This is a genomic window from Trinickia sp. (genome assembly GCF_051953405.1).
Lineage (GTDB): Bacteria > Pseudomonadota > Gammaproteobacteria > Burkholderiales > Burkholderiaceae > Trinickia.
In genome coordinates this window covers 1-21297 of record NZ_JBQCIV010000091.1, presented here as the reverse complement: position 1 = coordinate 21297, position 21297 = coordinate 1, and the positions used below count along the sequence as shown (strand labels likewise).

Annotated in this window: 20 protein-coding genes; 11 read left to right on the top strand and 9 right to left on the bottom strand. The window is 61.4% G+C overall.

Translation table 11 applies throughout. The features are described from left to right. Window positions 1-240: 240 nt before the first annotated feature. From ACTHN9_RS16275 to ACTHN9_RS16265, 3 genes are read left to right on the top strand one after another with little or no spacing between them, the layout of a single operon-like run. Window positions 241-1476: a Crp/Fnr family transcriptional regulator gene (locus ACTHN9_RS16275; protein ID WP_440537806.1), complete on the top strand. Its 1236-nt coding sequence runs from the start codon at window positions 241-243 to the stop codon at window positions 1474-1476. Between the two features lie 52 nt (window positions 1477-1528). Continuing rightward, complete coding sequence (locus ACTHN9_RS16270; protein WP_440537805.1) at window positions 1529-2293, top strand: flagellar motor protein; 765 nt, start codon at window positions 1529-1531, stop codon at window positions 2291-2293. A 46-nt stretch (window positions 2294-2339) separates the two neighbouring features. After that, on the top strand, window positions 2340-3038 hold the full coding sequence (locus tag ACTHN9_RS16265) for an OmpA/MotB family protein (protein WP_440537804.1): 699 nt from the start codon (window positions 2340-2342) through the stop codon (window positions 3036-3038). Between the two features lie 103 nt (window positions 3039-3141). On the opposite strand, the gene fliD is transcribed toward ACTHN9_RS16265, so the two are convergent. The 5 genes from fliD to ACTHN9_RS16240 all read right to left on the bottom strand — a co-directional run bounded on the left by fliD (window position 3142) and on the right by ACTHN9_RS16240 (window position 7025). After that, window positions 3142-4566: a flagellar filament capping protein FliD gene (gene fliD, locus ACTHN9_RS16260; protein WP_440537803.1), complete on the bottom strand. Its 1425-nt coding sequence runs from the start codon at window positions 4564-4566 to the stop codon at window positions 3142-3144. A 503-nt stretch (window positions 4567-5069) separates the two neighbouring features. Continuing rightward, window positions 5070-5735: a glutathione S-transferase family protein gene (locus ACTHN9_RS16255; protein ID WP_440537802.1), complete on the bottom strand. Its 666-nt coding sequence runs from the start codon at window positions 5733-5735 to the stop codon at window positions 5070-5072. Then, window positions 5732-6211, bottom strand: coding sequence for an SRPBCC family protein (locus ACTHN9_RS16250; RefSeq protein WP_440537801.1), 480 nt, complete (start codon window positions 6209-6211; stop codon window positions 5732-5734). The genes ACTHN9_RS16255 and ACTHN9_RS16250 overlap by 4 nt, the downstream gene beginning before the upstream one ends. Next, complete coding sequence (locus ACTHN9_RS16245) at window positions 6208-6552, bottom strand: ArsR/SmtB family transcription factor (protein ID WP_440537800.1); 345 nt, start codon at window positions 6550-6552, stop codon at window positions 6208-6210. Before ACTHN9_RS16245 ends, ACTHN9_RS16250 begins: the two co-directional genes overlap by 4 nt. A gap of 170 nt (window positions 6553-6722) precedes the next feature. Beyond that, a complete protein-coding gene (locus ACTHN9_RS16240; RefSeq protein ID WP_440537799.1) occupies window positions 6723-7025 on the bottom strand; it encodes a hypothetical protein in 303 nt (100 codons plus the stop codon). A gap of 174 nt (window positions 7026-7199) precedes the next feature. On the opposite strand from ACTHN9_RS16240, the gene ACTHN9_RS16235 reads away from it, so the two are divergent. After that, complete coding sequence (locus tag ACTHN9_RS16235) at window positions 7200-7967, top strand: tetratricopeptide repeat protein (RefSeq protein ID WP_440537798.1); 768 nt, start codon at window positions 7200-7202, stop codon at window positions 7965-7967. Window positions 7968-8041: 74 nt separating this feature from the next. On the opposite strand, the gene ACTHN9_RS16230 is transcribed toward ACTHN9_RS16235, so the two are convergent. Beyond that, entirely contained in the window at window positions 8042-8944 is a 903-nt protein-coding gene (locus ACTHN9_RS16230) for a DMT family transporter (RefSeq protein ID WP_440537797.1), read from the bottom strand. A gap of 200 nt (window positions 8945-9144) precedes the next feature. On the opposite strand from ACTHN9_RS16230, the gene ACTHN9_RS16225 reads away from it, so the two are divergent. The 7 genes from ACTHN9_RS16225 (at window position 9145) to bamC (ending at window position 19122) form a co-directional block, all read left to right on the top strand. Further along, a complete protein-coding gene (locus ACTHN9_RS16225; protein ID WP_440537796.1) occupies window positions 9145-9798 on the top strand; it encodes a DsbA family oxidoreductase in 654 nt (217 codons plus the stop codon). Between the two features lie 1072 nt (window positions 9799-10870). After that, window positions 10871-11335: a hypothetical protein gene (locus ACTHN9_RS16220; protein ID WP_440537795.1), complete on the top strand. Its 465-nt coding sequence runs from the start codon at window positions 10871-10873 to the stop codon at window positions 11333-11335. Then, a complete protein-coding gene (locus ACTHN9_RS16215) occupies window positions 11335-14982 on the top strand; it encodes an NB-ARC domain-containing protein (protein ID WP_440537794.1) in 3648 nt (1215 codons plus the stop codon). The genes ACTHN9_RS16220 and ACTHN9_RS16215 overlap by 1 nt, the downstream gene beginning before the upstream one ends. A gap of 685 nt (window positions 14983-15667) precedes the next feature. Next, entirely contained in the window at window positions 15668-16093 is a 426-nt protein-coding gene (locus tag ACTHN9_RS16210) for a DUF6088 family protein (RefSeq protein WP_440537793.1), read from the top strand. Window positions 16094-17060: 967 nt separating this feature from the next. Next, window positions 17061-17447 carry a hypothetical protein gene (locus ACTHN9_RS16205; RefSeq protein ID WP_440537792.1) on the top strand — a complete coding sequence of 129 codons (387 nt, stop codon included), beginning with the start codon at window positions 17061-17063 and terminating at the stop codon, window positions 17445-17447. A 78-nt stretch (window positions 17448-17525) separates the two neighbouring features. Beyond that, complete coding sequence (locus ACTHN9_RS16200) at window positions 17526-17765, top strand: hypothetical protein (protein ID WP_440537791.1); 240 nt, start codon at window positions 17526-17528, stop codon at window positions 17763-17765. 136 nt (window positions 17766-17901) lie between these two features. Continuing rightward, window positions 17902-19122, top strand: coding sequence for an outer membrane protein assembly factor BamC (bamC, locus tag ACTHN9_RS16195; protein WP_440537790.1), 1221 nt, complete (start codon window positions 17902-17904; stop codon window positions 19120-19122). Between the two features lie 557 nt (window positions 19123-19679). Here bamC and ACTHN9_RS16190 read toward each other — a convergent pair. The 3 genes from ACTHN9_RS16190 to ACTHN9_RS16180 all read right to left on the bottom strand — a co-directional run bounded on the left by ACTHN9_RS16190 (window position 19680) and on the right by ACTHN9_RS16180 (window position 21261). Continuing rightward, a complete protein-coding gene (locus tag ACTHN9_RS16190) occupies window positions 19680-19937 on the bottom strand; it encodes a DNA-binding protein (RefSeq protein WP_440537789.1) in 258 nt (85 codons plus the stop codon). Window positions 19938-20101: 164 nt separating this feature from the next. Then, window positions 20102-20386: a hypothetical protein gene (locus ACTHN9_RS16185; RefSeq protein WP_440537788.1), complete on the bottom strand. Its 285-nt coding sequence runs from the start codon at window positions 20384-20386 to the stop codon at window positions 20102-20104. 155 nt (window positions 20387-20541) lie between these two features. Then, window positions 20542-21261 carry a YdcF family protein gene (locus ACTHN9_RS16180; RefSeq protein WP_440537848.1) on the bottom strand — a complete coding sequence of 240 codons (720 nt, stop codon included), beginning with the start codon at window positions 21259-21261 and terminating at the stop codon, window positions 20542-20544. Between the last annotated feature and the right edge of the window lie 36 nt (window positions 21262-21297).

Below are 21297 nucleotides of genomic sequence, written 5' to 3'. Positions count from 1 at the left end.
TTTTGCCGGGACGTCAGCCACTCGGCCATCCATCCGTCGGATGATTGCATCGGCGCGCGAGCGCGTCGATGCGCGTTTACCTGATCCAAAAAGATCGCACAATCTGGTGTCGGATTCTAAAGAAAGCCAAATGGCAGGTCGTTAACACACGCATAAGAGCCGAACGAACGCGGCTCGCTGTCTCGCCTGCTGCGCAACGCCGGCCGAGAGCAACTAAGAATCCGCTACGGGGGAAGTACCTTGAATCAGCAAAAAACGTCGTGGACGCGCACGGCCGCGCCAGGCGAAGTGATCTATTCGGAAGGGTTCGCCGGGGAGGCCGTCCTCTACGTCATTACCGAGGGCAAGGTCGAACTCTCGACACGCTGCGACGACAAGAAGGTCGTGCTTGCCACCGTCGGCAAAGGCGAGTTCTTCGGCGAGGCGGTGCTGCTGCAAGCCGAGCCGCGCGCCCACACCGCCAAGGCACTGTCCTTCTGCCAACTGACGGTGGTGCACGCGAGCATGGTGGAGGAGGAACTGGAACGCGCCTCGCCGCTGCTGCGCCACATCGTGCGCACGACGATCCGCCGCGGCCGCAAGAAGGACGATCTGCTCGCCACCTACACCCACGCCGATTTTCTGCCGGGCGTCGTGTCCTACGCGCACGTGCTCTCGCTGATGGCGAACGTGGATAACGTCGACTCGATGGATGGCCGTATGCGTCGGGGGCAGAGCGAGGAAGTGGCGGTGCCGCTGCCCGAAGTCGTCAAGAAGTGCCGGGCGATCGCCGGTCATTCGCGGCCGCACGTCATGACGATGCTCGGACGCATGGAAAAGCTGAACCTCGTTTCGCTGGGCACGGGGCGCGCCGAACACCTGAGCGGCAATGGCCGCTTCGGCGGCGACGCGGCATCGAACCGCCAAGTCGTGACGTTCGATCCGGTCCGTATTACGGAGCGTGCGCAGCAAGTGGCCGATCAGGATCTGGACATCGCGATCAACAGCGAACTCGAGCTGATCGAGTTGGCCGATCTGGAAGCGCTGATCGGCGTCGAGCGCAAGATGCTGCTCAACAAGCTGTCGCACGACGAAATCGCCGAAGACGTGTTCGCGTTCCGCAAGACGAAGGTGCTTCACTACGTCGAGGAGAAGGGCGTGAGCTACTTCGCGAAACGCTCGCGCGGCAGCGGCGAGGTGACGGCGCTCGAAGACATCGAATTCGTCGACCATCGCACGTTGTTCGACGCGGTGAGTTCGACCGACACGTACGATTTGGCCAAGCTCGCGGCATCGGCCGGCGATCAAGCCGTCGTCGACAAGCTCTTTTCCGTGATGACCGAGGCGCGCAAGAAGGAAGTGTCGTGGGTGATGCGACGTGATCTGAAAATCGATCCGGCCGAAGTAGAAGACATCGAACAGCGCTTCCTCCAAACCATTCGCGAATTGAAGGCAGCGAGCGGCCAGGCGCCGGCTCGCATGAGCCGAGAAGCCTGACGGGCGACAGTCGGTCGGGACTGCAAAGCAAACGCAATCGTTTGGAGAATTTATGGACTTGCTAACCGTCATCGGTGCCCTGTTCGGCGCCGCGGCCATCGGCGTCGGCTTCTGGCTCGAAGGCGGGCACTTCACGACGTTGATTCAGGGCGAAGCGTTCGTGATCGTGCTCGGCGGCACGCTAAGCGCCGTCATGATTCAAAACACGTGGGCGCGTTTCTTCGATGGGATCAAGCAACTTCATTTGGCGTTCATGAAGGCGCGTCAAGTCGATCGCGACAGCTTGTCGACCTTGCTCGAGTGGGGCGATCAAGCCAAGCTGAACGGCATGCTTGCCTTCGAATCGATCGATGCGACGGGCATCAGCGCGTTCGCGAAGCGCGGGCTGGAATTGCTCGCCAATGGCGTATCGACGGCGGTGCTCGAAGATGCGTTGCATCGCGAGATCGCGGCTTACGAACGCAATCGCATGGCGGCGGCGCGCATTTGGCAGCAGGCGGGCGGTTATGCGCCGACGTTCGGCATCCTCGGCGCGGTGCTGGGCCTCATTCACGTGACGGGTCACGTGCTCGAGCCCGCGCAACTGGGCAGCGGGATCGCCACGGCATTTACGGCGACGCTGTATGGGCTTGCGCTGGCCAATCTGGTCTTTTTGCCGCTGTACGGCAAGATCAAGGCGCAGGTGGATAGCGAACTGCGTTTTCGCCGGCTCTACATGGACGGATTGCTCGCGATTTCCCGCAAGGAATCGCCGCAGACGATCGAAACCCGCCTGGCAGCCGAAGTGCGCGAGCGCGCGGCCGAATCGCTGGCCTGACCGGCGCGGCGATGCCTATCCGACACCTTGAAGGGAGCGAATGCCGATGAGCACGTTGGCGGACGGCAAACGCCTAGCCTCGAGCGAGGCGGGACACGACGCGCACGATCAAGCGGAAGAGCATGCCGAGCGCTGGCTCATTTCCTACGCGGATCTGATCACGACGCTGATGGTTTTCTTCCTGGCGCTTTACGTGCTCGAACTCGCGAAAGACCGCGATTTGCAGACGAAGGCGTTGGAAGCGCAAGTGGCGAGCACGCGCGTGCAGGCCGCGACCACGGCCGCGAAGGCGGCCGATGCGCGCAAAGCCGCGGCTCAGGCCACGCTCGTGGCGTTGCTCAAGCCGCTCAGCGACGAGCACGCGATCACGGTAGCCGATTCCCCGCAAGGCGTGGAGATTGCGATCAACGCGAAGATTCTCTTCACGTCGGGCGAGGCGCGCTTGTTGCCCGATTCGATCGACGTGCTCGACCGGGTGGCGAAAGTGCTTGCGACGCATTCGGCGAAGAACATCCTCGTCGAAGGTCACAGCGACAGTGTGCCGATCTCGACGGCCCAATACGCCTCCAACTGGGAGCTGTCGGCGGCGCGCGCGGGGGCCGTCGTTCGATTTTTCGTGGAGAAGGGTATCGAGCCGCACCGGCTCTCGGCGATCGGCCGCGCGGACAATGTGCCGCTCGTGCTAGGCGACGACGCGGCCGCCCGTGCCGCTAACCGGCGCGTGACGATCCTCGTGCAGCAGTGATCAAGTGATCGATCCGCCGGGACAGGCGAAGCGGCGAGGGCAGGGTTCGTCTCGCCGCCGCCATTGCAGCCGATTTCGGCCGGGCCCGGCCGGTTCCTGCCGATTACCGCTTGTTCATCGCACCCGGTGAACCGTCCCCGCCGAACAGGTGATTCAAGTACGTCTTGCTATTGTTCACCGACGTCAGCAGCCGATTGAGCGCGGTAAATTGCGCGTTGTACTGCGCCGTCAGCGTTTGTTGATATGTCGCCAACTCGCTTTGCTGCTTCGAGAGCGCCGATAGCGCCGCATTGACCGAGGCCGTGCGTTTATCCATCTGCCCGACGCTCGAGAGCGTGTATTCGTTTAGCAGCTTGTCCAACTGCTGACCGATGCCGTTCTTGCCGTTGAACACCGACGACACCATCGTCGGATCGGCGCTGAGCGCCGATTGCAGTTTCGAAGCGGAGAAATCTAGCGTGCCGTCGTGTTTCAGATCGAGGCCGATCTGCGCGAGGCTATAGGTCTTGCCTTCGATCGTCACAGCGCTCGCCATGATGCCGGCGATGCCGTTGACCGCCGAGTTGAGCATCGAATCGCCGAGCAGCGGAGCGGCTGCCCGGCTGCCCGCGTCATATGCCGATTGCGCCTTCTGCGCGGACACCCAGGCGTTATACGCGTCGGCAAAGCCTTGAACCGCTTTGCCGATCGCGGTCGTATCCGACTCGACGCCGACCGTCTGCGTCGTGCCGACGGCGGCCGGCGCGAGGCTGAGCGTGACGCCGGTGAGCGCGTCCTTGACGATATTGCTGGCGCTCGTGACGGGGTTGCCGCTCACCGTCAGCTTGGCATCTTGCGCGGCCGTGACTTGTTTGAAGTTCTCCGTTGCGAAACCCGTGTCCACGCCGGGACCGGCCGAGATCGATACGGTATTGGCGGCACCCGTTTGCTTCGACGTGAGCACGAGGTGTTCGCCGTCGCTGCCCTTGACGATCGACGCCGTTACACCGGGATTCTTGGACGAGCCGTTGATTGCCGCGGCGACACCGGCAAGCGTATTGTTCTTCGAATCGAGGTCGATCGACATCGAGGCGCCGGCGACACCGATGGTGAGCGCGCCGGTGCCGAGGGCGGCGTCGTGCGCGTACGCCTTCGACGAAATTTGGTTCGCGCTGGCCAGTTGTTCGACGCTGACGGCGTACGAGCCGGCCGCGGCGCCGGTGGAGACCGTCGCCGCGATGCCCTTGCCGCTGGCGGTGGCGGCGAACTGGGAAAACAAGCTGCCGTCCGCCAGTCCCGCGAGCGACGTCTTCAACGCGGTCAGCGCCGATTTGATCGTGCCGAGCGCCGAGAGCATCGCGTTGCTGCTCTGTTGCTGTTGTGCGAGGGCGGCAGCGCGGCCGGCTGTCTTGCCTGTCACGAGCGCTTGAACGAGCGTGTTCACATCGAGCGACGAGCCCGTCGCTCCGCTCAGAATCGATTGCGCCGCCTGCTGGATGGGCGTGGGTTGCGTATTCGAATTGCCGAACGGCGAAGAAACCGAACTCATGCAAGGCTCCGTGCGTGAATGCGTCGATGGATGGCTTTCCTTTGAAGGCGAATTGTAATGCAGGATCGTAATATTGTGAAATATGTGTAACGCCAGTGGAAATGCTGGCTGCGTGCGGCATTCCCTAGCAGGAAATTTCGAATGGGACGCATTTTTTGTGCATTTTTGTGTATACGCATCCGGCCTCAAAAGAATCGGTGTAAGGCGTCGTCAACGCCGCGTGTCACGGCCTTCCGCCGCTATTCATCGGTTACGCGATAGGGGCAAATCGCTGCGTGCGGCGTACTCGCAGCGGCATCGACGCGATGGGATTCGAATTGGGCCTAAGGCAATCAGCGCCGCAGCCAGCCAATGCAAGGCTGGCAGTAGCATGTCAGGGTATTAGAAGCGCGTCGTCGGGGTCGCCAATATCCGGCTCATCATTAGCGACCGTTGGGTGGTCGACGTCATTGCGCGGCCGAATCTTCCCGCGCTCTGCCTCGCGGCGGCGAGTGCGCTTGAGGCTAATCCCGGTCGGGCGCGCCGAGCGGAAAGAAGGGCCGATAAGGGCGCGCCTCGTCGACGACTCGGGCAACCGACGGCCGCGCTAGGAGCCGAGCGCGATACGCGGCGAGCATGCCGCGATGGGTGCCGATCGGATGGACCCAGTCGGCATAGAACAGCGCCGGTGCGGCGGCGCAATCGGCAATCGTGAACCGGCCGCAAGCTGCCCAATCCTTCCCTTGCAAGCGCGAATTCAGCCAATCGTAGCTGCGTTCCAACATCGCATGCGCGTCGGCCACGCCCCGCGCGTCTCGCTCGTCCGGTTGGCGCAACGCATCGCCGACGATACGTTGCATCGGCGCATGGACATAATCGTCGAATACATCGGCCATCATGCGCGCACCCAACGCTTCGCGCGGGTCCGCCGGGATCATCGGCGGCGCGTTCCCGCGATGCAGATCGAGATATTCGATCACGCTGTTGCTTTGCGTGATTTCCGTGTCGCCGTCGACCAACGCGGGAAATTGCCCCGTCGGCGAAAGCGCGGCGATACGCGTTCGATTGTCAGGGTGATCGGGATCGACCATCCGAAACGCGAAGGGCACGTTGCGTTCGTAGAGCGCGATCAGCGGCTTCCAGACGAAGGAGGCAAACGGGTGTCCGTAAAGCTCGAGCGTAGAGGTCATTGCAAAACTCCGCAGGATCGCAGGACGGTTTCGATCTTGTCGAACTGCGCCGTGGTGCCCTCGCGACGACTCTCGGTGCCATCCTTGCCGTCCAGAAAGACGATCTGCTCCGTATAGCGTACGCGTGTGCGCTCGCCGCGCGGTTCGAGTTCCAGGCTCGACAACGTCACCGAATGAAAATGCCCCGAGAGATGCAGATCGTAGGCATAGACGAGGCGCCGCGCCGGTTCGATGACGTGAAAGCGCGCATCGTAAAGACTCGTCATGTCGCTTCCGGTGAAGCGGCCTTCGAGCACCTCATTGCCGCCGACCCGAAAATCGATCGACCGGCGAGTCAAGGACCATCGTTCCGGTGGGCCCGTGAACCACTGAGCCTTCAAATGCGGATCGGACCATGCCGCGAACACGCGCTCGGGCGTTGCGGCCCATACGCGCTCGAGCGCGAACGTACCGTGAAACAAGGGGATTTCCGTCATGGCGTTTCTCCTTTGAATGCGTCGTTTTCAAGTAGCTGGCCTAGGCGATCGAAGCGGTTTTCCCAGAGCTGCCGGCGCTCGCTGAGCCAGTTCTCCACGCGCTGCACCGCCTCGCTCGAGATCCGGCATTCGCGTGTGCGCCCGTGCTTTTGCGTGACGACGAGACCACTCGTTTCCAGCACGCGAACGTGTTGATGAATGGCGGCGAGCGACATGCCGTAAGGCTCGGCCAATTCGCTTACCGAAGCGGGGCCGCGCGAGAGGCGATCGAGTATCCCGCGGCGCGTCGAATCCGCGAGCGCATGGAAGGCCAAGTCGAGTTGTTGTGAATACTCAAGCATTGGCTTAAGTTATGCCCGGTCCGAACGAAAGTCAAGTGAATACTTGAGTATTCGGCGTGGGGAGCGGGAACCGGCGGTGCGGATGACGATGCACCGCAGGCGCCGACGATCGGCACCGTGGGCAAGGCGAAGGGCTAGGCGGATACGACGACGAAGGCGTCGGCCGCCGATTAGATACCGCTTTTCAGCGCATGGAAGAAGCAACGAGCCGATTGATGGGTATTCACCGCGTTGACGATATCCGTCGGGAACCAGGGCAAGTTCAACTTCGTATCGGGATCGCTCACGCCGATGTTGAGCACGGGCGGTTGCGCGCCCGATTGCTTGGGGGCAAGCGACGGATCGGCGCTTGCCGTGCATGGGCTCGGCGCTGCATGGGTGGCTTGCGGCGCGGCGGTATGCGCATCGCACAGGGTCGAAGCGGATGCGGCGACAACGGCTATCGACGCCACGATGGAAGGGAGACGCTTCATGATCGATTCTCCGGACATACGTTTTCGACTAGTTCGATGCGCACGAGTTCGGGTAAGCGGCGAGTGTCCGAGCCGTCCCTTAAGTGTGGCTTAAGCGGGCCGCGTCACATTGTCGGTTATTCGGCCGTCGGACGATTTGCCGAGGCCTCCGACACGAGAATCGAACGAATACGTATGCCTTACTTCTTTGGAATCGGTCTGCACGTCATCGTCGCAATTTACTTTGCGGTGCATGCAATACGTCACGGGCAGAACGTCTATTGGCTGTTCGTCCTTTTCGCATTTCCGATGCTCGGCAGCCTGGTTTATTTGTTCGCGGTCTATCTGCCGAGTTTGCGCGCTTCCCGCGGTGCTCATGTCGCCGCTAGGGCGATCACGCAGTTCGTCGACCCGAACCGTGCGGTGCGCGAAAGCCGTGCGCAATTCGAGCGCGCGCCTACCGTGGCGAGCCGGATGCGGTTGGGCGCTGCGCTGTTGGAGGCGGGCCAAGCGCAAGAGGCGATCGAGCATTACGAGGCTGCGGCGAACGGTCCGTTTGCCGACGATCCTGCGTTGTTGGTCGGCTTGGCTCGCGCGCAGTTTGCGCTGAATCGCTACGCGGCGGCGGAGGTCACGTTGGGGCGCCTTTTCGTGGCGGATCCGCAGATGCGCAATCAAGCGGAGCCGGCATTGCTTTACGCGCGTACGCTGGCGGCGCTTGGGGCGCCGGGTACGCGTGCGGCATTCGAAGCCGCGTTGGCCTGTGCGAGCGACGCGGCGCCTCGTTGTTTATTTGCCGATTGGCTCGCGGCGCAGCCCGCCGAGGCGGACCGCAGGCGCGCTGCGCTGCTGTTTCAGGAGATCGTGCAGGACGGCAAACATTGGCCGCGGTATGCGCGGGAACACAACCGCGAGTGGTTGCAGCGAGCGCAGTCCGCGCTTGCCTCCGCGGCGGCGCATTGAGCGCATGCCGGGTGCGGCCCGGCATCGTCCCGTCGGCGCTATCGTTCGCCGTTGTCTTGCCCGGGCGCGCTGCGCTAGCCGTTGCGTTTCGCGAGGGCGGCGCTCGGCGTGCGGCGCAGGGTGCCGAGCGCAACGCCGCCGAGGATCAGTGTGGCGGCCACGACCAGCGTGGCATCGGGGCGTTCGCCAAGCAGAAGCCATGAGCAGCCGATGCCGAAGACGGGCACGAGCAGCAGACCGATCGACGTAGTCGATGAAGGGACCGCGCGATTGACGGTGGTAAGCGCCCAGTAGGCGATGGCGATCCCGAACACGCCGCCGTAAAGCAACAACGCGACGGCCCTAGGGGGAATGGCCGAAGGCGCCCCCTCGAAGAAATAGGCAATGGGGAAAAGGAGCACCGTGGCAACGAGGGCTTGCCAAAACGTCAGCTCGAAAGGCGGTGTGACCCATTTATGAGCACGGATATAGAGGATGCTCATCGCCCAAAATACGGCTGCTGCCAGCACCATCGCGTTGCCCGACAGCGCGCGGCCATCGTGCCAAGCGAAGTGTTGCGGATCGAACAGCGTGACGAGGCCGGTCAGGCCGAGCAGGGCGCCCGCAATACGCAGCCAGCCAGCGCTTTCGCCGAGCATCAGATACGCCCCCGGCAGCACCCATATCGGCGTCGTGTAGGCGAGCACGACCGAGCGTCCCGCGGCAACGAACTGCAAGCCGAGGCTGACGAGCGCCGAAAAAATCGTCATATGCAGCACGCCCACGGAAAGAATCACGGGCACGTCGGCGCGTTTAGGCACGACGAGCCTGCCGCGCGCCAGACACAGAATCAACAGGGCGAACGTTCCGACGGCGGAACGCAGGACGACGGCCCAAAGCGGAGACAGGTCGCGCAACAGCAGTTTTCCGACGGGCCAATTAAGACCCCAGCACAGCGCCACCAACGCCAGTAATGCAAAAACACGGGACGGCCTCATTGTTATTCGCCTCGTTATTTGCTTGCCATGAAATTGCATCGGTATGAGATGCCGTCACGGGCCGGAAGGTCGGGAATCGCAGCGGCACATTCTATCCCTGAGCATCGCCCGACTCCAAATCGCCATTCGCGTTACGCTATAGGGCGGGCTGGCAATGCGCCAGCCATAGAGTTCGACGGACCCTCTTCTCGAAGGCAGCTATGACGGCACAACCGCTTGAAATCGATTTTGTTTCCGATGTCACTTGTCCGTGGTGTGCGATCGGACTCTCCTCGCTACAACTGGCGTTGGAGCGCCTGGGCGATACCGTGGACGCGCGCATTACCTTTCATCCCTTCGAGTTGAATCCGGGAATGGGGCCGGGCGGCGAGGATATCGTCGAGTACCTCGGGAAGAAGTATGGGCGGACACCGGAGCAGATCGCCGAGACGCAGGCGATGATTCGCGAGCGAGGTGCGGCGGTGGGCTTCGAATTCGGCTCGCGCGCACGCGTCTACAACACGTTCGACGCGCACCGATTGCTGCATTGGGCGGGGATCGAGGGGCGGCAATTGCCGCTCAAGCTGGCGCTGTTGAAGGCCTACCACACCGATGGGAAGGATCCCAGCCAACACGAGACCCTGGTCGATGCCGCGCGCTCGGCCGGGCTCGATGCGACGCAGGCGCGCGAGGTACTCGAGTGCGGCCGGTACGCCGACGACGTTCGCGCCCAAATGCAGGAATATCGTGCCATGGGCATTCAGTCGGTGCCCGCGGTGATCTTCAATCGGCGCTATCTGGTCAGCGGCGGCCAGCCGGTGGACGTGTTCGAGCGGGCGATCGGCGAGGTCGTGGCTGCGGCGAGTTCGGTGTGACTCGCTCACGGCCCCATTGACCGCTTCAGGGCTGCCGGGGTGGTTCCGGAAAGTTTGCATGCCCGCCGGGCCTAGGCTCGGCCGTAGCGGGGGGCGGAGTGTATGAAGGTGCCGCGATAGGTGTCGAAGCGGCGGGGGCGGGGGCGGATGCCGCGTCGACAGGCGGACGCCAGGGGGCGGCCGCAGTAGGCGGCTCGCTCGACGCGGGGGCGGCGGCCGAGGCGCCCGCCGTGTCCGAGGCAGCGGGCGCGGACGATTCGTCGCTGTCTTTGCCGCACGCGGCCAGCGCCATGGCCGCGAGGAGGGGCGCTATCAGAAGCCGTTTGTTCATGGTCGGGTCCTTGGGTGGTCAAGGAATGAGAGCAAAAGGCAATCCTGCTAGGTTCGCGCAATTGTGCAACGGCCCGTCGCACAATTGAGGGTGTTGGCCATGCGTGGGCCAACGCCTGCATGCACTTGAGATTGCGAGGTGGAACGCGTGCATGTCAATTCGGTACGAGCAGCGCCATTCAATAGGTGCGGCCATTTTCTTTGGCGAGACGACGTCGGTCCTCTGTCGGAGAAGGACGGCGGCACCTGAGATACCGTCAGAAATACCACCGTATACCACCGGCTGTCGAAAGACCAACCCGATCTTGATCTAGCGGCGTTCTTTGGGTGTGCGCGGCTTGCCAGACGGCACTAAGCCAAATTTACGCCAAATGAAAAGGGCCCAGCCTTGCGGGCTCGGCCTTTCGCGGGGATTCTTGGTGTCGGGACCGGAATGGGAAAATCTTGCTATGGGTTAGTGCGAGCGGGTTGGCCGGATTTGCTGGGCGGAGATATCACGGGAAATACCACCATCCGTGGGCTGTTAGTCCGTTTTCCGCTTTGGTTGGCGTCCTTACCAGTGACGATTTCGTTGTGTGCGGCTAAAGCCGACGTGCACGAGTGAACACACAACTGTGTAATGTGCGCAGACGGAACCACGGCAATTGTGCAGTAGCTTGCTGCACAAAAATCTATGAACTCGACGATCGCCGCGGCGTAGTTTATATTCCTAGACACAGGATAATAATGGGAGCGCTGGAAAATGACCGACCCCGTCACCGCAGGAACACTCGCCGTCACTGCTTTGGCCCTAGCGGGTGAAACGATTGTCAAAGGCATGGTCGGGGAAGCGGTTAAAGACACCTACAACAAGCTGAAGGCATTGGTATTGAGACATGCCCCGAATGAACTCCCGCTTCTCGAGGCTCAACCTAGCTCCGAATCACGCCGCGGTATGGTGATCGAAGTTCTGGACGCTCTGCCGGAAAGCGAATCTATCGAGCTGGTGGAACCGGCGCGTCAGTTGGTTCAGATGCTGGAATCCGCCGCGGCGCGCGGGTCGGTGGGTGTCGATTTATCTAGGCTCAGCGCCATGAATGCGCGGTTCGGAACGATTCGAGTGAACTCCGGTAGTACGGGTGTGAGGGCAACTGATACCAAGCTTCAGGGGGACTTCACGGTCGACTCGCTGGAGGTCGGCGTCGAGCCGGGAAAAACCCTGCGGTAGTGGATAGCGCCCCGACCATTACCGCACAGGGGGTTGCGTTTGAGAATGCCTCGCGGATTGAAGGCGGCATTCACATCGGGCACCAGACATTCAACCTGGGATCTTCTGGACCCAACCCGCACGACCGCAGGCCGATTCCCCGTCAGGCTCCGATGCTTCCCCCGCACCATGTGGCGCGCAAGTCAGTCCTGGACGACATCCTGCGACAACTGCGTGAGCAATGTCCTTCCCAACGTAGCGTACTCCCTATCCTCGCTCTTCACGGCCTGGGCGGCCTCGGCAAAAGCACATTGGCGGCTGAGCTAGCCAATTGCCAGGCCGCGCTTCAAATGTTTCCCGACGGCGTCCTGTGGGCGACGCTTGGCCAGCAGCCTCACATTGGAGCCTTGTTGAACTCTTGGGTTCGCGGCGTAGGCGAGCGGCCAACTGAAGCATGGTCGGAGGCTTCTGCCACAGCTTATCTGCGCACCGTCTTGCGGGAGCGCCATGTGTTGATGGTGATTGACGACGCATGGGATGAGGCCCATATCCGCCCGTTTCTCGTGGGCGGTCCAGCTTGCTGCGTCCTGTTGACTACGCGACGGGCTGCCACGGCCGATGGCATAGGGGCCACGCTGCTGTCTGTTCCCGAGATGGCGCCGGAAGAGTCGATGAATCTCCTGCTGAGACGAACTCAAAGGCGAGAGCCATTGTCTCCGGCCGATCAGCACGAAGCGGTTTTGCTGACCCAACAATTGGGGAACCTACCGCTTGCCATCGAGCTTGTTGCGGCACTCGTCGCACGGCGGTACAGCTGGGCTGAGGCACGGCATCAATTGATTAGTTTCGAGGATGCACTCCCTCTCAATACGCACGCAGATTCTCATGCGCGACGCAAACTCGATGCCTGTCTCGGATTGAGCCTTGCGGTTCTCAGGCAGGAATCAGATGAAGTCTGGCGAGCGTTTGGTTGGTTCAGCCTGATTCCGTATGAACAACAGATTACGGCCGTGATCACTGCAACGTTGTGGGATGTGCCCCAGGAACGTGCTGAACGATGGTTACGCGTGCTGGAAGATGATGCGCTGATCAGGTACGTCGGCGATGGATACAAGCTGCATGGCCTAGTCCATCAAATGGCTCGGCATGTGTTCACCGCCCCCTTGCCGCATGGTCAGGGGATGACTATGCAGCAGGGTCATCGGGAACTCATTCGACGTTACCGCGCCACCGCGGTCACGGGGCATTGGGCGGACATCAAGAATGATGGCTACATCATCGATCGGTGGACATGGCACCTAGCGGAGGCCAGCGACGTTGACGGGCTTTTCGAGCTGCTCGGCGCCAGCACGGATGACGGAGGCAACCGCTGGTACCAACGCCGAAACGAAGCCGGGCGGCTTGCTGGTTATCTCGACGACTTGCGATTGGCTCGCGAAGTGGCAATCAAGACACGCAGCCGCTGGCGCCAGATTTTTGTCGCGCTGTGCCAGTCGTCGGTACTAAGCGTCACTGCCAATTACACCGAGGACGTCGTGTATGCGCTCGTGCGCCGAGGAATGTGGAGCCCCGCTTGGGCTTTCAGGTGGGCGCAAGACGTTTGCGCTCCCGGCCTCCGCGTGGACTGCCTGCTGGCCGTGTCTAGCGCAGTGAAAGTATGCAGTGCCCTTGGTGAGATTGTGGACCCTCAATCCACGAAAGTCGCGCGAGAAGCCCTGCGTCAAGCTCTAGCTCTTATGGCGCATCGGCCTCACACGGAAGCCGCCAAGCAGTCAATACTTCGCGCGGTATCCGCGGCCACTACGCACGATCAGCCTGCGGCAATATCAGCGGGGCTTTGCTGGTGCGAATCGGCGAGGGAAAAGGATTATTTTCTGGGGAATTTGCCAGACTCAGTGCCGGCCAAGGCGGTGGAAGAGCTTTTAGCCGGGAATCACAATCACGCGAACTTGCTGGATCGATTTTTCCTGCTCGCGCGATCGGCACGATGTAGTGAAGAGGCGAAGCGCCTTGAATCCGCCGAACTGCTCATCGACGAGCTGCCCACCACGCTGACAGCCTGCGACGACAACTCGCGGGATGCCTTGTGCGACACGCTAACCGCTACGCTCCCTTTGCTCCCTACCAGACTGCAAGATCGAGCCGCGGAGATATTGCTTGCCTACAGTGCCCACACGTCCGTAGCACGTGTCCTCGAGATGCTCGCCCTCATCCGAGACCTGCCGCGCCGGAGCACCGAGGACGATGGAACAACCGGTTTCAATTTCCTCAACGCTGAAGGAAAACGAAAGGTCGCGGGCGAGCAGTTGATCACGCACGGCAATCCTGAACTGGCAATGTCGATTGCGCACGCCGTGAGTCGAAACGGTGCCGAGGCAGACAGTTTTCTGCTATGGCTGGGTACGCTGCCAACGGCGCTTCAACCGATGCTCGTGCATGACATCGCCTCCACGTTGCTACGAGGGAATCCTGAGTCGCTCTTCGCGCGTCTGATCGTGGCACCCACGACGATTTCAGGGGCCGACCTCATTCGCCGGATTGAACGAGCGACTGCTAGAAGCGCGGCGGAAATCGTGACAGCCTGCGTAATATTTGCACCTTCTCTCGCCGAGACAGCGCTTAAGACTTTCTCGAAGGTTAAAGATCAAAGCGAGCAAGCGCGAGCGGTGATCTCCATCATCCCATTCTTGCCGCCTGGTGCCGATCGTGGGCAATTTGCCGATCTGCAAAACGAAGAAAAAGCCGGTAAGCAGATTGCGGGCATGACGACATTGATGCTGCAACTGTCCGACGCCATCGATGCCGATGCACTCTCAGATGTCGTTGAAGCGCTTTCAATGCAACAAAGCGAATGGTGGGTCGTCGAGGCGCTTTCGGTCACCTTGATGCGTATCCGCGTTGCATCCGAACTCATGGCGGTCGTGAAATCGGCATCGAGGATCCGCAATCTGGACCTTCGTGCCCGCCTACAAGAGCGCGCAGCGGTTCGGCTCGCGGACCTGAGATTTGACGCTCTGGCGATCGATGTGGCGCGAGCGATCGAGCTTCCATCGTTCCGCTGGGCCGCATTGCACAGCTTGGCTGTGCGCTTCGCGTCGACGGGCAACCTGGATCGTGCCAAGGACGCGGCCGCGCTCGTCGATTCTCGTGACTGGGCACAAAAGACTTGGGTCGACGTCGCGATGGAACTTGGCGCACTGGAAATGAGCGCTATCGCGCGTCAGTTGATCACCCAAAATGTCGTCGATGAGGAATGGAAGAAATATGCCGTTCCTGTTATGGCATCCGGCACAACTGGAAGTTCAGCGCTTGCTACCACAAGGCGATACGACCGAGCCATTGGGGAGGAGCGGTTGACGCGATTCGAATTGATCAGTGCCAGCGCTGAGAACATTTCCGAAGTGCTACCTCTAAACACACCGATTGACGCGATCATCGAGGCGGCGCGTAGTCGGAATGGTCTGCTGCTTGAGACATGCGTAGCCGACGCATGGCAATCCCCCAGAACGAATCAACCCCTGTTGTGCGACATCTTGTCCCTGATGTTGCGCCCCCATCTGTTGTCCGTGCTGGCGCACATTGCGCCGACACTCGACATCTGCGCGGATCAAGGCGATGTCGTCCGGATCACCGAGGCGATCCATAGAGTCTGTCGCTGGTGGCCGTGAGAATGCGCACCATCAGCCGCTTGCTGTGGCAGCTTCTGAAGCCGAGCCGCCTTCTGAATGTCCGAGCGATGCACAGGACGAAGGTCCCTTCCTGGCCGGCTGCGGACTAGCAAGTGGCAGGCTTTGACCTTCGCCGATGCATCGTACGGAATCCTCTGCGGGTGTGGCGACTGGAGTCGAGCGTCGGCGAGATGGTGGATCGACTTCGCGCCGCGCATGGCGCCCAAACCCGGCGCAGGCCAATCCTGCAGCCCCTTTGCCGCATTGTTTTTCAGTCATCCAGTCCGACCGTTTCTCGCGGGGTGTCGGCCAGCCCATGTTTGTCAGTTTGCGAGGTGCGCGCACCAGTCTGCGGAGGGATACGGTCGAGCTAGTCGGGATGATCGAGCAAGTGCGCAAAGCGAGAGGGCGGTTGCGCGGGTACCGGTTCACGCATCGGAGGAGGAGCACGAATTCGAGCCCGCCTCAAATCGCGCGATTGTCCGAATATTGGGGGCAAACTGCGCGTCGACCCACGCGACCGGTATTGTTCCCGGCGCGCCAAAGCTTCGCCGGGAATCCCGGGCTCGAGGGTTGGGGGGGCAGTACTGCGTGGCTACACGATGATCGGGATGTGTAAGTGTATTGCCATTAATATCAATGGGTTATGTTATAGCTATCGCTGACCCGATGATCGGAGATTGCCATGCACCTGGAAGACCGGCTGAAGATATCGATCGCCAAACAGACGGCCGACGTGTTCTTGCGGACAGACTTCGCCCGCTTCGGCAGCGAAGCCCAGGTTAGTCGCGCGCTGCGAAAGCTCGTCGAGGGGGGCGTTATCGTGAAGCTTGGGGTGGGCGTGTATGCGAAGGCGAAGCGCAGCGCCTTGTCCGGTCAACCCATTCCTACGCAGCCTGTGGAAGTCTTAGCCGAGCGAGCACTGACAAGGATGGGGGTGAAAATCTATCCGTCCAGGCAAGCGGAACGGTACAACTCCGGCAGGACGACCCATCTGCCGGCGGGAGTAGTAATCAACACAGGGAATCGCCGCATCGGCAGGAAACTAGGTTTCGGCAAGAACACGATTCAATATGAAAACAATCTCAAGCGAGCAGAAGGAGCTTATTGATGCTCTCGTTGCACAGGGGCTTGCCGGAAACCTCTCTGCGGCTGTCCTTGAGAAGGATGTTCACGTCACTGACGCGTTACGTGCGCTGGCCACACTGCGGCATCCGAACGTGAGATGGGGTGCATTGCAATCGAAGCTTCCTGGTGTCGCCGCGAAAACCGGTCTTATTCTTTGCGCGAGTCGATCTCTGTGATCGGTCCTTACCAAGCCATGGAAAGATATCGGTCTTGAGTCGGGCCAACGTCTTTTCGCATACGCCTATCTCCACCACTGTCTTTCTTCCTTCCATCCAGCGCCTGACGACGGCTTCGCGCATTCCCGATCTAGGCATCGGCGAGCGGCATGGTGGTATCTCCCACCGGCTGCCGACGGACCAAGTCGGTCCGAAAAAGAACAAAAAACCCCGCAAGACCATAATCTAGCGGGGCTCTTCGGAACACATCGGCACAAGCCGGAACATACCAGTGGTGCCCGGGACCGGACTCGAACCGGCAAGCCGCGAGGCGGCGGATTTTCGTCACACTGCATCTTTCGATGCCGGCGAGGGTGCGAAGCTCGCCGTTCGTGCGCTGGACTATGCCTTCGCCATCTCGGCGTACACGAACGCATTCGCGCGTGCCGCATTAGGCGCCCCCCGTCTAGTCTCTACACCTTCCGCGAAACGGCCTGACGGCCGCGTTTTCGGGCTTGGCTCGGCGTTGCCTCGGCGCCGCCGCCGCACGTTCGCGGACACAGGCGCCAGGGGGTTCACCGAATTTGAAGGGTTCTACACCGGCCGTTTCCGACCGGGCACTCAATTGCTTAAGTCCGCTATGTTTACCAATTTCATCACCCGGGCAGGGCGGACGCGATTCTACCACCGGTCGCACCCAATGCCGCTAGATCGGCGGCAGTCATAGTCGGATTGGCGCATGGCCGAGCGCATCCTCGGCTAAAATAGCGCCCCTTTGGGACATCAAGATCGCCAATGAACAAGCCCCCGCTGTCGCTGCTCGCGCTGCTCTTGTCCGCGCCACTGTTGGCCGGCGGCTGCACCCTGTATGCCAATCCAAGCGCCTGCGAGGCTCAGATGCGCCAAGCGGCTGCCGAAGCGCTGCCGCGTGACACGCTGTCGATTTCGCACGTGGGCGTCGGCATCAACGGTTCTCGCGTCGTCGTCGAGGGCGCATTCAAAACCGCCAGCGCGCAGGCGAAAGATTCGTCCGTCGCCGGCGCGTCGCATGGCGCCGCCAAGCCGGTCTCGAAGCCAACCGCGGCCGAATGCACGTTCAGCGGCGACAAGCTCACGGCATTGCGCTGGCTCGCACCGCCCGAACTGGCCGACCCATCGTCGCCGGATTCGACGACCGACTAATTCGCATCGCGCGAACCGCGAGCCGCGCAGTGCTAGCATGGCCTCGTGCATCCATTCCACATGAACCAGGAGGCGGCCATGGATGGCTTCGTGCGGCATCAAATGGAAGGCGTCGCGGTCGATATTCAGATCGTGCCCGTGCAGCCAACCGGCTATGCGGCTCGCTTCAGAATATCGGGCGAACCGGGCGACGAGGCGGATTGGCCAGTCGTCCACGTTGCTCGCGGTCCGTTTGCCACCGCCCAGCAGGCCGAGGAAGCGGCGAAATCGGCGGCGCTGGAGCACATCCTCGAGCAAGGCGGCGCCACGGGCCGCTGAGCGGCCTGCGTACCTAGGGAAATCGCGAGTGCGTACGGCAGACGGGTGTGTTTTTACACATGCCTCGCCGGGCCCGGTAAAATGCTCGGCTGACCCATTCAAACACTGGCGGCGAAAGCGCAAGGATTTCCCGAACATGACCGATCTTCGTTTTACCTCGCGGTTCGCCGCTTTGGTTTTGGCCGGCGGCCTCGTTGCCGGTTGCAGCACCCCGTCTCCCAGCAAGGTCGATTACAAGAGCGATTCGAAATCGAAACAGGCTTCGCTCGCCATTCCGCCCAATTTGCTCGACGAGGCCGCGGACCAACGTTCGTTGCCGCCTCAAAGCGGCGAGACGTCGGCTTCGGCGCTCGCGCAAGTGCAGCGCGCCGCACCGCCCGACAACGCCGTGATGCCGCCGGTCAAGGGCATGCATATCCAACGCGACGGCACCGAAAGCTGGCTCGTGATCGATAGCCGCTCGCCGGACGAGGTCTGGCCGCGTATCCGGCGGTTTTGGCAAGAGCAGGGGTTCCTGCTCGTGGTCGATCAGCGCGATAAACATGTCCTCGAAACGGATTGGAACGAAACGCGTCCGCAGATCAACCTAGGGCTCATTCGCAATACGCTCTCGAAGGCGATGGGCAACGCGTACGTGGCGGCCGAGCGCAACAAATTCCGCACGCGTCTCGAAGCGGCGCCGAACGGCGGCACCTACGTCTTCATCAGCCAAAAGGGCATGCGTGAAGCGCTCACCAGTGCGACCAGCGACACCACCACGTGGGAGCCCAAGCCGAACGATCCCGCGCTCGAACTCGAGTATCTGAAGCGTTTGATGGTCGGACTCGCGCAGGCTGACGCGCGTGGCGATCAGGCCGGTCCGGTGGCCGGCGATATCGCCGCCAATCCGGCCAGCGGCACCGCTGCCACCAAGGCCGGTAAACCGGATGCCGCGGCAGCCGCCATCGCGGCACGTAATGCCGAGCTGGCCGGGCAATCGCCCACGCCGCAAAGCGCAGCGACCAACGCGCAATACACGTCGACCGAACTCACGCTGGACGAATCGTACGACCAAGCATGGGCGCGCGTGGGCCTTGCACTCGATCGCTCGAACTTCACGATCGACGATCGCGATCGCACGAAGGGCCTCTATCAAATCCGCTATGTCGATCCGGGCGACAAGAGTTCGGAAGAGCAAGGTTTCTGGAGCCAGGTCTTCCACGGTCGCAAGGAAAAAGTGGCCAAGCAATACTTGGTCAACGTGAAGGCGGTCACCGAAAACCAGACGCGCGTGGCAGTCGTGGACGACAAGGGCAACGTCGAAAGCTCGCGGCCCGCGAAGGAAATCATGTCGTTGCTCGTCGATCAACTGCGATGATCGCGATGCGACGAACGTCGCTAGGCTGAGCTTCCATAAGAACCCGCCTCGGCGGGTTCTTTTTTTGCCATACGCCGCATCGCGTGTGTTCCCGCTGGCACTCCCATGTCACGTGACGTTACGTCGTAACGTGTCGCCTCGATGTTTCGGCCGCGAAACGATTCGCGTGCCCGCCTGTTTTTCTTTTCTTTGAAAATCAGGAACTTAAGGGCCAATTTTTAGATGGCACACAAGCTGCTTTATGTTCTGGAGAAGGGCAAAAATGCAGGGAGGGAGGCAGCCTTCGATTCAATAGAAAGGTGCCGTTGCGTCGTCACGTACCAAGCACGTACCAAGCAAGAGACGATGACGCGCAGGCAATCGAATAGCAGTCCGAATCCATTCGGGGTGCTGCCTCGATACGTATCGCTCGCGCTGCCCGCGCGAGCATTGGTGGCCCCGTCGCCTATCCTCGTAGGGCGACGGTTGTACCCGCGTTCCGATGGGACGCGGGTACTTTTTTGTGCGCCAGCGGCGCGCATTCGTTAGGAGAACGAACGAATCTTCGGCGGCGGGACTTAATGATTGGTTTGCGGTACGTCCAGGATCAAGATGATGGTCCAGTCGGCATCGCCGTCATGATGATATTGACGCTCCACCACGATGAACGGCTGCTGCTTGCCGGCGGGGCCGAGAAATAGGACATCGCCTTCCATCGGCAGGCACTCGACGGGCGGCAAGGCGAGAAACGCTTCTTGCGAGCCGCGCGGCATCAGTTTTTCGATCTTGCGCGATGCGGCTTCGGTCCACTCGATATCCAACTGGATGTTACTCATACTGTCCTCTTCGCACGTGGGTGCGCGCTCGGTTGCGAATGATTCGGGTGCGCGACTTTAGCATATCGGCCAGGCGGTTTCGCCGAACGAAAAAAGCCGAAGCCGGCAGGACCGGCTTCGGCTCATCATGCACCCGCGGCTCCTCGCCGCAGCCGCCGATACGGTTATTCGCTCGCGCCGCTCGCGGCTTCCGCCTTTTCCGCCTTTGCCTTGCCCTTGGCCGCATGCTTGTGCATCGGCTTGTGGTGCATCGGCTTGTGCTTCATCGGCATGGATTCCTGCATCGGCATCTCTTGTTGCTGCTGCTGAAGCGCTTGCGCTCGTTGCTCGACGTCGGCCGCCTTGGCCGGATCGGTGCTCATCGACACACCGCCTTCGTCGGTTTGCGCATAAGCGGCGCCGGCCAGCAGCGACAGGGAAAATAAGACAGTCAGGGACGCTTTCTTCATTATTGCCTCCGTGCGAAAAGTGGATGGATAGTGGTCCAGATGCTGCCCGTCCGGCTGGACATTGCAAATTCTAGCCAGCATAAGCCCAAGTACGCGATTCGTGTGGAGCAAATGCGACGCTTCGTTACGTCTCGTTACATGTCGGGACTTTCTGCTTAAAACCAACCTAAGGTGCGATAGACATAGAACTGGGCGATACCGATCAGTTCATGGAGCGCGACGTTGGCCGCGACGAGGTTCGAGCGGCGCGGCAGCACGCCGCACCGCGCCAGCCGCTCGTTCGACGCGACGGGCTGGGGCGCGAGGCCGAACCGGTGAAAATCCATTAGCGCGCGCGGTATGTGATAGGCCGACGTCACGAGCATCAACGAATCGTAACGTTGGCTGTGCAAAATACGTGCGACGTACTCGGCGTTCTCGTACGTGGTGCGGCTCTGGTTCTCGAGCACGAGGTCCTCGCGCGCCACGTGGGCTCGCAACAGATAAGGGGCGTACGTGTCGGCTTCCGTGGCGGGGTGTCGCTGCGGATTGCCCCCGCTGACGATCACTTTGCAGTCGAGATCTTGCCGCTTGCATTGCGCATAGAGCGAGGCCGCGGTGGCGATGCGCGGCATGGCGTCGCTCTTCGGGACGAGCGTGCCCTGCCGATCGAATCTCGTGCCGCTGCCGAGCGCGACGATGACGGTGCGCGGCCCGAATCGGGGGGCAGAGGCGCGCAGAGCGTCGTTCTGCAGGTAGGCGAGGAGCGGGGCGGTGAGCCAGCCCGACGATAGCAGCCAAAACAGAGCGAGGCCCGCGGCGCCGATCGCCTTCCTTGCGCGGCGCCATAGCACGAAAACCGCTGAAAAAAGCGCGAATAAAGTGAATATGATCAATTGAGATAGGGTAACGTATGGTTTCGGGGCCTTGCC

What these genes read in the sequence shown, in the direction of transcription:
- ACTHN9_RS16270 (WP_440537805.1), top strand. Translation starts at nt 1,529, where the DNA reads ATGGACTTGCTAACCGTCATCGGTGCCCTGTTCGGCGCCGCGGCCATC.
- ACTHN9_RS16265 (WP_440537804.1), top strand. Translation starts at nt 2,340, where the DNA reads ATGAGCACGTTGGCGGACGGCAAACGCCTAGCCTCGAGCGAGGCGGGA.
- fliD (WP_440537803.1), bottom strand. Translation starts at nt 4,566, where the DNA reads ATGAGTTCGGTTTCTTCGCCGTTCGGCAATTCGAATACGCAACCCACG.
- ACTHN9_RS16255 (WP_440537802.1), bottom strand. Translation starts at nt 5,735, where the DNA reads ATGACCTCTACGCTCGAGCTTTACGGACACCCGTTTGCCTCCTTCGTC.
- ACTHN9_RS16250 (WP_440537801.1), bottom strand. Translation starts at nt 6,211, where the DNA reads ATGACGGAAATCCCCTTGTTTCACGGTACGTTCGCGCTCGAGCGCGTA.
- ACTHN9_RS16245 (WP_440537800.1), bottom strand. Translation starts at nt 6,552, where the DNA reads ATGCTTGAGTATTCACAACAACTCGACTTGGCCTTCCATGCGCTCGCG.
- ACTHN9_RS16240 (WP_440537799.1), bottom strand. Translation starts at nt 7,025, where the DNA reads ATGAAGCGTCTCCCTTCCATCGTGGCGTCGATAGCCGTTGTCGCCGCA.
- ACTHN9_RS16235 (WP_440537798.1), top strand. Translation starts at nt 7,200, where the DNA reads ATGCCTTACTTCTTTGGAATCGGTCTGCACGTCATCGTCGCAATTTAC.
- ACTHN9_RS16230 (WP_440537797.1), bottom strand. Translation starts at nt 8,944, where the DNA reads ATGAGGCCGTCCCGTGTTTTTGCATTACTGGCGTTGGTGGCGCTGTGC.
- ACTHN9_RS16225 (WP_440537796.1), top strand. Translation starts at nt 9,145, where the DNA reads ATGACGGCACAACCGCTTGAAATCGATTTTGTTTCCGATGTCACTTGT.
- ACTHN9_RS16220 (WP_440537795.1), top strand. Translation starts at nt 10,871, where the DNA reads ATGACCGACCCCGTCACCGCAGGAACACTCGCCGTCACTGCTTTGGCC.
- ACTHN9_RS16210 (WP_440537793.1), top strand. Translation starts at nt 15,668, where the DNA reads ATGCACCTGGAAGACCGGCTGAAGATATCGATCGCCAAACAGACGGCC.
- ACTHN9_RS16205 (WP_440537792.1), top strand. Translation starts at nt 17,061, where the DNA reads ATGAACAAGCCCCCGCTGTCGCTGCTCGCGCTGCTCTTGTCCGCGCCA.
- ACTHN9_RS16200 (WP_440537791.1), top strand. Translation starts at nt 17,526, where the DNA reads ATGGATGGCTTCGTGCGGCATCAAATGGAAGGCGTCGCGGTCGATATT.
- bamC (WP_440537790.1), top strand. Translation starts at nt 17,902, where the DNA reads ATGACCGATCTTCGTTTTACCTCGCGGTTCGCCGCTTTGGTTTTGGCC.
- ACTHN9_RS16190 (WP_440537789.1), bottom strand. Translation starts at nt 19,937, where the DNA reads ATGAGTAACATCCAGTTGGATATCGAGTGGACCGAAGCCGCATCGCGC.
- ACTHN9_RS16185 (WP_440537788.1), bottom strand. Translation starts at nt 20,386, where the DNA reads ATGAAGAAAGCGTCCCTGACTGTCTTATTTTCCCTGTCGCTGCTGGCC.